This window comes from Methylomagnum sp. (genome assembly GCF_054333355.1).
The window spans coordinates 1-8,464 of record NZ_JBTEKS010000187.1 but is presented as its reverse complement, the minus strand read 5'-3'; the positions used below and the strand labels follow the sequence as shown (position 1 = coordinate 8,464).

Annotated in this window: 8 protein-coding genes; all 8 read left to right on the top strand. The window is 52.8% G+C overall.

Annotation, left to right across the window (positions count from 1 at the left end; translation table 11 throughout):
* Positions 1 to 214: 214 nt before the first annotated feature.
* Entirely contained in the window at positions 215 to 901 is a 687-nt protein-coding gene (locus ACXWUF_RS14045; protein ID WP_458495281.1) for a restriction endonuclease subunit S, read from the top strand.
* The gene (darT, locus tag ACXWUF_RS14040) at positions 901 to 1,566 is read left to right on the top strand and encodes a type II toxin-antitoxin system toxin DNA ADP-ribosyl transferase DarT (RefSeq protein ID WP_458495280.1); all 666 of its coding nucleotides are present in this window, start codon (positions 901 to 903) and stop codon (positions 1,564 to 1,566) included. The genes ACXWUF_RS14045 and darT overlap by 1 nt, the downstream gene beginning before the upstream one ends.
* On the top strand, positions 1,563 to 2,528 hold the full coding sequence (gene darG / locus ACXWUF_RS14035) for a type II toxin-antitoxin system antitoxin DNA ADP-ribosyl glycohydrolase DarG (protein ID WP_458495279.1): 966 nt from the start codon (positions 1,563 to 1,565) through the stop codon (positions 2,526 to 2,528). Before darT ends, darG begins: the two co-directional genes overlap by 4 nt.
* Before the next feature lie 208 nt (positions 2,529 to 2,736).
* Positions 2,737 to 4,860: a hypothetical protein gene (locus ACXWUF_RS14030; RefSeq protein ID WP_458495278.1), complete on the top strand. Its 2,124-nt coding sequence runs from the start codon at positions 2,737 to 2,739 to the stop codon at positions 4,858 to 4,860.
* The gene (locus ACXWUF_RS14025) at positions 4,850 to 5,737 is read left to right on the top strand and encodes a hypothetical protein (protein ID WP_458495277.1); all 888 of its coding nucleotides are present in this window, start codon (positions 4,850 to 4,852) and stop codon (positions 5,735 to 5,737) included. The genes ACXWUF_RS14030 and ACXWUF_RS14025 overlap by 11 nt, the downstream gene beginning before the upstream one ends.
* A gap of 297 nt (positions 5,738 to 6,034) precedes the next feature.
* Positions 6,035 to 6,283 (top strand): AbrB/MazE/SpoVT family DNA-binding domain-containing protein, encoded by a 249-nt coding sequence (locus ACXWUF_RS14020; protein ID WP_458495276.1) that lies wholly within the window; start codon positions 6,035 to 6,037, stop codon positions 6,281 to 6,283.
* Positions 6,280 to 6,696: a type II toxin-antitoxin system VapC family toxin gene (locus ACXWUF_RS14015; protein ID WP_458495275.1), complete on the top strand. Its 417-nt coding sequence runs from the start codon at positions 6,280 to 6,282 to the stop codon at positions 6,694 to 6,696. Before ACXWUF_RS14020 ends, ACXWUF_RS14015 begins: the two co-directional genes overlap by 4 nt.
* A gap of 34 nt (positions 6,697 to 6,730) precedes the next feature.
* On the top strand, positions 6,731 to 8,464 hold a 1,734-nt coding region (locus ACXWUF_RS14010), incomplete at its 3' end, for a type I restriction endonuclease (RefSeq protein WP_458495274.1).

Here is an 8,464-nt window from a genome sequence, read left to right as displayed (position 1 = left end):
ATGAAATGTCTGCATAGTTTGGTGCATCGCTCAAGAAATCATCTGACACATTTATTAGATACCTTTATTTATATTGGAGCGGGCCTCTGGAACTTTAAACTCTCATTGAAAACAACAACTTAGGTAGGGAACATGTCTAATTCTTGATGCCCTCGACGACTCCATCGAAAAGTCCGAAGTCCTGATTGCCAAGCTCAAGCAGGTACGCGCCGGAATGCTGCATGACCTGTTGACGTGCGGGGTGGATGAGAATGGAGAGATACGTGATATTGAAGATGGAGACTATCCTGAAACATGGAAATCGGATTTCTTAGGGAATGTGGTTGATTTCTACAGTGGGGGAACTCCAAGCAAAAGCAGGCCGGAATATTGGCGGGGTAATTTCCCACTTTTGACTCCGAAGGATATGAAGCGGTTTGAGTTGAATGATACGAGCGATCATGTAACCGAGGAAGCCGCGAGTCACTCATCCAAAATAATGCCGTCGGGAACACTATTTATCGTCGTTCGGGGAATGATTCTTGCCCATACGTTCCCGGTTTGCCTAAATTGCAGACCGTTTGCTTTTAACCAAGATATTAAAGCGATTCGTGGCCGCGAGGGATTGAATACAAAGTTTTTGGCCTATTGGTTTTTAGCGAATGATTGGAAGTTTCTTAGAAAAGCCACGGAGGCCACACACGGAACAAAGAAACTCGACCTCGACGACTTGCAGAAAACACTCATTACTTTCCCTCCCCTCACAGAGCAAAGTGTAATTCTCGATTTAATCGAAGGTACAAACGAGGAACTTGAATCCGAACAGCGAGAGCTTTTCATTCTGCGGCAACTCAAACAGGGATTAATCGCCGACCTCCTCACCGGCCAAGTCCGCGTCCCGCCCGACCTGGAACTGCCCTAATGCCCGGCCAGATTCCCCGCCCAACGCTGCTTTACCGGCTGGTCCACATCGACAACCTGCCGACGCTGCTCCGGCGCGGGGCGCTCCACGCGCCGAACTTCACGCCCGACGACGGGCTGCCCTACCACACCATCCACGACGCCGACGTGCAGGCCAGCCGCCGCGAAAAGCAGGTGCCCTGTGGCCCGTGCGGCTCGATCCACGATTACCTGCCGTTCTACTTCGGCCCGCTGTCGGTGATGCTGCTCAAACTCAAGACCGGCCAAGTGCCGGGCTATTCCGAAGGCCAGGAACCCCTGGTCTATCTCGTCACCACGGTGGAGCGCGTGGCCGCCAGCGGGGCGCGGTTCGTGTTCTCGGACGGCCACGGCTTGAACCGCCTCACTCGCTGGTTCGATGACCTGAACCAGTTGGACGCGGTGGATTGGGAAATCGTCGCGGCGCAGTATTGGCAGAACACCGACGATGACGGCGACCGCCAGCGCCGCAAACAGGCGGAATTCCTGGTCTGGCGCTCGCTGGACTGGGCGCAGATAGGCGGCATCGGCGTCCTGAACGAATCGACCAAGACCAAAGCCGAAGCCATACTTGACCAATATCCACAACGAAGCCGCCCGCCAGTGAAGGTAAAAAGCGGCTGGTATTACCGGGAGTGCGGACCATGATCGAAATCGCCACAGGCAACCTGCTGGAAGCCGATGCCGAAGCCCTGGTGAACACCGTGAACTGCGTGGGCCAGATGGGCAAAGGCATCGCCTTGCAGTTCAAGCAGGCGTTCCCGGCCAACTACAAGCTTTACGAAGACGCCTGCCAGCGCGGGGAAGTCGTGCCGGGCCGGATGTTCATCCACGACAACGGCGGCCTCGTGAATCCCCGCTACATCATCAACTTCCCCACCAAGCGCCACTGGCGCGGCCCGTCCCGGCTGGACGACGTGGCGGCGGGACTCACGGCGCTGGTGGCGGACGTGCGGCGCTTGGGGATTCGCTCCATCGCCGTCCCGCCGCTGGGCTGCGGCCTGGGCGGGCTGGATTGGCGGGTGGTGCGGCCCATGATCGAACACGCCTTCGCGGCCCTGCCCGAGGTGCGCGTGCTGCTGTTCGAGCCGACCGGAGCACCCGACGCCAAGGCCATGCCGGTACGCACCGAACGCCCGAAGCTGACCCAAGCCCGCGCCCTGTTCCTCAAGCTGATGGGCGATTACCAGCCGCTCGACGGCGGGCTAAGCCTGCTGGAAGTGCAGAAGCTCGCCTATTTCCTGCAAGCCGCCGGGGAGCCGTTACGGCTGAACTACGAAGCCGGACACTACGGCCCTTACGCCCCCAATCTCAACAAGGTGCTGGAAACCTTGGAGGGGCATTACATTCGCGGCTACGGGGACAGCCCCAAGCCGGATCGCATCATCGAACTGATCGGCGACGCGGAAGCCCTCGCCGCCGACTGGCTGAAATCGGCGGGTGACTCACTCGCCCGGATTGTCCGCATCATGCAGCTAGTGGATGGATTTGAAACACCCTATGGAATGGAATTATTATCCACGGTGCATTGGGTGGCGCATCGGGGTGGCCCAAAGGCGAACGCACCGGCCACCAATCCCGAGGAAGCCTATGCGCAGATTTGCGGGTAGAATCGGCGGAAGGAGAACCTGTTTACCCGTGAGCATATTGGGGTGGCTTGGGGATGGCTGGGGGAGATGGGGTGGCTCTTGATACTTACCAGATAGGGACTTAGCCGGTTAGTTGGCGTTCCGCCATAGTTTTCGCTATAAGCTCTATTTAAAATAACAAATAAGCATTTACCAAGACTACTGATTTATGAGACTTTTGAGCGTTGAAATGAAACAACGGATTATCGATATTTATAAACGCTACGGCTTCCAATTGGCTAGCGACCAATCGAAAGACGGCATCCTTGTTTTCACGCTTAAGAATGGTTATTTTCATAACGCCGAAATTGTTAAACTTGATAGTGATGCCAAGACTGAAAAAGCCTTTGAGAGCTTTTCGAAATCGGGTTATGCATGCACGACGAGGCTCGTGGTCTCGCCAGAACAAGCAGAAAGCGAGCTATTTAAAGGTTTTTTCTCCGTCGAATCAACTCGGCATCGCTTGCTTGAGGACTACCGAAGGTTCTCGACAAATATTGTATCTGTCTATGGGAAGGATGCCAAATACGACTACATAAAATCCCCTTACCAAATCAATGGAAAAGACGGAGATTTAAGCCCCGCAGAAGAAGTTTTAAGTCTAATCAATACAGACGAGCCAATACTATTTCTAATTGAGGCGGCCGCAGGCTTCGGCAAGACTTGCACGGCTTTTGAAATTCTCAAACTATTAGCGGAGGATGAAAGTCACTTGCCTTTATATGCTGAACTTTCACGAAATAGACAGGCGAGAATATTTAGGTACATATTGCTCGATGAGATTGACCGATCATTTCCTTTGCTAAGTTCAAGGTTAGTTCAATCAGAAATCCGAAATGGACGAATAATAACCATTCTAGATGGATTTGATGAATTGCTAAGGAAAGATGACGATACAGGTTCGTTTGAAAATCAAGAACCGATGCTGGAGACAGTGAGTGAACTACTAACGGGGCATGCAAAAATAATAATAACCACTCGTAGAACTGTCCTGTTCGATGGTGATGAATTTCATCAATGGCTTGACCGCCACGCAACTAACTTCCGGCTTATCCGAATAAGGATTCAAGAACCACGAGTAACTGATTGGCTATCGGAAAGCCGACTTTGCCAACTTGAGCAGGCCGATCTACGGATTGAGGCGATGGCAAACCCTGTTCTTCTTTCATATTTACGCTGCATAAATGAAAAGTCCTTCTTAGAGGCAGTATCAAATCCAGAATCTATAGTTGAGAGCTATTTCACATATATGCTTGACCGCGAGAGGGAGCGCCAAGACCTTCGAATGGATATCGAGGTACAACATTCTATTCTTCGTTCTATTGCTCACGACATGATGCAATGCGGATATACTGCGGAAGAGCGAGATTATATTATTAGCTATATACTTTCTTCTCAGCAAAAAGCCTTGGATGACACACGAACAAGGTATCCAGTAACTGACAAGCCAAACCGAGAAGAGATAGCAAATAAGCTTGCTAGCCATGCTTTACTAGATCGCAGCGCTAATGACCCAAATAAAATATCCTTCGTGAACGAATTTGCCTTTGGTAATTACGTTGCAGAAAACATTTTCTTGATGCCAGATTGGATGAGTGACGATCTGAGATTCATCGAGCCGGCAGTAGGTTCTTATAAACCCCGCAACCCGGATTCTCGCTCGCGACTATATGAGCAACTCAATGAGTCACTACCATTTCTCGATATTGGCTCTCGGATCGAAATCTCAATCGATCTCATGTATAAAATTTTATTTCCATTAAGTGAAGGCGAGGCTGAGGGCATCACGTTTACCGACATTGAAATTGGGGAATTCCTTATTAGTAACTTTCAATTCAACGAGTGTCAATTTAGCAAATGCAGGTTTAACTTGCAAAATATGGATAACGTAACCTTTTTGAATTGCAGATTTTATAATTGTGTTCTTCCAATCTCAGAATCGCGAGCTCCAATCTTTGTGCTTGGGGGAAGCGGCGACCCAGAATTTATTAAGGCAATTAGCCATCGCCCTACTGACCCGAGTGATTCACCTAATAATGACTGCTCATTGAATATCGAAGCATTCATTCTAAAAAAGTTATGGCCAATTGGGGAGTCCTATGAACATATGCCATCAAGACCCATCTTTAAGCCACTTAAAGTATTATGCTACCCAACTAGGATATATAATTCAGAAAGGCTTTATGATAGCGTGTGGCGAATGAAAAAAAAGGGTCTTATTGTTGAAACCACAAGAAACAGCTTGATAACCATTAACCAAGAAAATATATCGGATATCCAGAAGATATTGCTGGAGAGCCAACATGCTCACTGACGTATTTCGTTGGAATGCAGAAATTCTGCGACGAGAGATTGAGCATGACTTGGACTCAGTAGGAATATTAAGCCGTGTCTTTGGAAGAGGGAAGTCCGATTATTCAATTAATAAGAAACTTTCTAAAGAGCCCGAAAAATACAGCATTGAAGGAAAGCTAATCCAAGACGCCATCGGCATTAGGGTCGTAATATACTTCCAAGAAGATATCGAGATAGTAAAGACTTTTTTGTGCTCAAAATACGCCTTCGACCCTGAGTCATCAACTATCGATACGCCATCTGCCAGCACATTCTCCGTTACTCGGTACAATCTGATTTTCAAGATTCCGTCGCACCTCCAGTCTGACGTTGGTCGGGCATTAAAAGGAGTTCCGATTGATCTAACGTTTGAGGTTCAAATTCGCTCAATACTTTCTGAGGGCTGGCATGAAGTAGAGCATGATCTTCGCTATAAGTGTCCGAGTCATTGGATTGGCTGCGACGAATCTAGTCGGGCTCTTAACGGAGTTGTCGCCACTCTTGAAACTGCTGAGTGGAGTATGCGAAAAATATTTGATGAATTAGCGTACAGGCATTATAAGGCGAAAAATTGGGCGGCGATGCTGCATACGAACTTAAGAATGAGATTAGCGCCATCTCTATCTGAGTCTATTGTCGATGTATTGAACGCCGATGCCGCCGTGGCGAAAGAATTATCTAGAATAAGTAAGGCGCAGGTGATTAGAAATTTAATGCTGTTGGAAGTGCCCATCCCCCTCAATTTGGACAATATGGTTTTTCTATGGAATTTTATATCTGCTCAACATGCGCCGCTAGAAGAGCTTACCCCAGAATATGTAAGAGAATCTTTTGATAGATATCTTGGCTCTAGCTAAAAAGATAAAAAGGTCAGACGAACGTGCTATAGAGCCGTGGTGATTAAGTGGCTTCTATTCTCCGGCACTGAGCTATCCTGATTAACTTAAGAGGACGGAATTTGTGGAGCAATGGGTTGATGAGAAGAAAGTAAAATGGGAATCCCTCCTCGTCGAGCGCCCCTTCTGCCAACAACTTGAACACTTGGGCTGGACCTGGCTCGAAGGCGACACCGATGTCCCTGAACTTACCGAACGCCAAAGCTTCCGCAAAGTCCTCCGCTTTCTAATCCCGATTTTTCGAAACTAGGAGCCACCATGGAAACCACCGTCATCAGCCCCAAAGGCCAAGTCACTATCCCGAAGGAATTGCGCGAAAGACTGGGAATATCGAAAGGCAGTAAGCTCGGCTTCTCCCTGGTCGGCGACCATATCGAACTGCGGGTACTGAATGAGCCGCCTGAAACCGCCACGCCGGGATTTGGAATGCTGAAATCCAAGCGCCCCGCCATCCCCGCCGATTTCGACCCGGCTTCGCTGTTCAAGGAAGGAGAAGCGCCAGAATGATCGGGCTGGATACCAACATCCTGGCCCGGTACTACATCGAAGACGAAACGGACGGAGAAAGCCTGAAACAGCGCGAAGCGGCCAAGCGCCTGATCGAATCCGGCCAGCCGTTGATGGTATGCAGGACGGTCTTGCTCGAACTCGAATGGGTGATGCGGGGCTACTATCAATTCAAGCCCCCGGAGATCGCCGCCACGCTGCACCACCTGCTTTCCTTGCCGCAAATCCATATCGAAGAACGCGACGCCGTCGAAAACGCGCTCGCCAATTACGCGAATGGCCTGGATTTCGCCGACGCCCTGCACCATGCGACTTATGCGAAATGCGCAAGCATGGCCTCCTTCGATGACCGCAAATTTTCGCGGCGAGTCAAACGGCTCGGCTTGAGTCCGCGAGTTTTCGTACCCGAATAACAAATACCAACCAGAGACTCGACACGGAGGGGGCATGAATTACGGCGACACCAAAATCCAATGGGAATCCCTCCTCGTAGAACGCCCCTTCTGCCAACAACTTGCGTTATTAGGCTGGACCTGGCTCGAAGGCGACACCGATGTCCCCGAACTCACCGGACGCCAAAGCTTCCGCGAAGTCCTCCTGAAACCCCGCCTCGCCGCCGCCCTCCGCAAACTCAACCCCGGCCCCGACGGCCAGCCCTGGCTAGACGAAACCCGCATCGACAAGGCCATCCGCCAACTGGAAAGCACCGGCGGGATGCGCCTCATGGAAGCCAACCGCCACGTCACCGAACTGCTGCTCAAAGGCACCGTCACCGAGGGTCTGCCCGGCTGGGACGGCGGACGCCCGCAACCGCTGCGGTTCATCGACTTCGACCATCCCGAAAACAACGACTTCCTCGTCATCAACCAGTTCAAGGTCGCCCTCGCCAGCGAACGCGGCCACATCATCCCGGACGCCGTGCTGTTCGTGAACGGCCTGCCCTTGGCACTCGCCGAATTCAAAAGCCCCGGCATCGAAAACCCACTCGCCCAAGCCATCGACCAACTGCTGCGCTACAGCAACCAGCGCAAAGCGCTCTACCCCGAGCAATACCCCGACGACGAAGGCGTGGAGCGCCTGTTCCACGCCAACCAACTGCTGATCGTCAGCAACTTCTTCGAGGCCCGCGTCGCCACCGTGGGCGCACCGCCGGAAGCCTACCTGGAATGGGCCGACACCAGCCCGGTGCCCATGTCCCAAGTCGCCGAAGAAATCGGCCTGATTCCCCGCGAGGCAACCCACGCGGCGGCGGAACGGGACGCGGCGGAAGCCCAGCGGGCCATCGGCGCGGAACAAGCCAACCGAGCGGGAACGCCGCTGTTCTACCGCGAACCCGACCCGAACCCGCCCGCCGGTAAAAGCCTGACCAGCCAGCACATCCTGGTAGCGGGAATGCTGCGGCCCGCCCATTTCCTCGACATCGTGCGCAACTTCATCCTGTTCCAGCCAGTAGATGGCAAAACCCGCAAAGTGGTGGCCCGCTACCAGCAATTCCGGGCCGTCCACAAGACCTGTGAGCGGCTGCTAGCCGGTCGAAGCCGCCGCCAAGGCGCGGAACGGGACCAGCGCGGCGGCATCGTCTGGCACACCCAAGGCTCGGGGAAAAGCCTGACCATGGTGTTCCTGGTCCGCAAAATGCGCGGTCTAAAAAAGCTGAGTCGGTTCAAGATCGTGGTCATCACCGACCGCACCGACCTGGAAAAGCAATTACGGGAAACCGCCCAACTGACCGGCGAAACTGTCCGCCCTTCGGAAGCGGACCAACAGCGCCGCGAAACCGCGACCGCCCGGACCCAGCGCATCCTGGGCGAGCAATCCCCGGACCTCGTGTTCGCCATGATCCAGAAGTACCAAGACCCGGACGCCCGGCGCAACGCGGAACAGGTCCGCATGACCATTCCTCGCCAGGAAATCCGGGTGGTGGAAGGCGCGAACGGGCAAGCCCCGCAACGCGAGGAGCGCACCAAGAAGATCACCTTCGAGGAATCCATCCAGTTCCACCAATTCCCCGAACTGAACGACTCGGACGAAATTCTGGTGCTGGTGGACGAAGCCCATCGCGGCCAAAGCCGCACCCTGCACCGGAATATGCGCAAAGCCCTGCCCAACGCCGCCATCGTCGGCTTCACCGGCACGCCCATCCTGTCCAAGGAAAAGACCGAGACGCGGGAGATTTTCGGC

Coding starts and splice junctions, on each gene's coding strand:
- ACXWUF_RS14045 (WP_458495281.1), top strand. CDS start 215: ATGCTGCATGACCTGTTGACGTGCGGGGTGGATGAGAATGGAGAGATA.
- darT (WP_458495280.1), top strand. CDS start 901: ATGCCCGGCCAGATTCCCCGCCCAACGCTGCTTTACCGGCTGGTCCAC.
- darG (WP_458495279.1), top strand. CDS start 1,563: ATGATCGAAATCGCCACAGGCAACCTGCTGGAAGCCGATGCCGAAGCC.
- ACXWUF_RS14030 (WP_458495278.1), top strand. CDS start 2,737: ATGAAACAACGGATTATCGATATTTATAAACGCTACGGCTTCCAATTG.
- ACXWUF_RS14025 (WP_458495277.1), top strand. CDS start 4,850: ATGCTCACTGACGTATTTCGTTGGAATGCAGAAATTCTGCGACGAGAG.
- ACXWUF_RS14020 (WP_458495276.1), top strand. CDS start 6,035: ATGGAAACCACCGTCATCAGCCCCAAAGGCCAAGTCACTATCCCGAAG.
- ACXWUF_RS14015 (WP_458495275.1), top strand. CDS start 6,280: ATGATCGGGCTGGATACCAACATCCTGGCCCGGTACTACATCGAAGAC.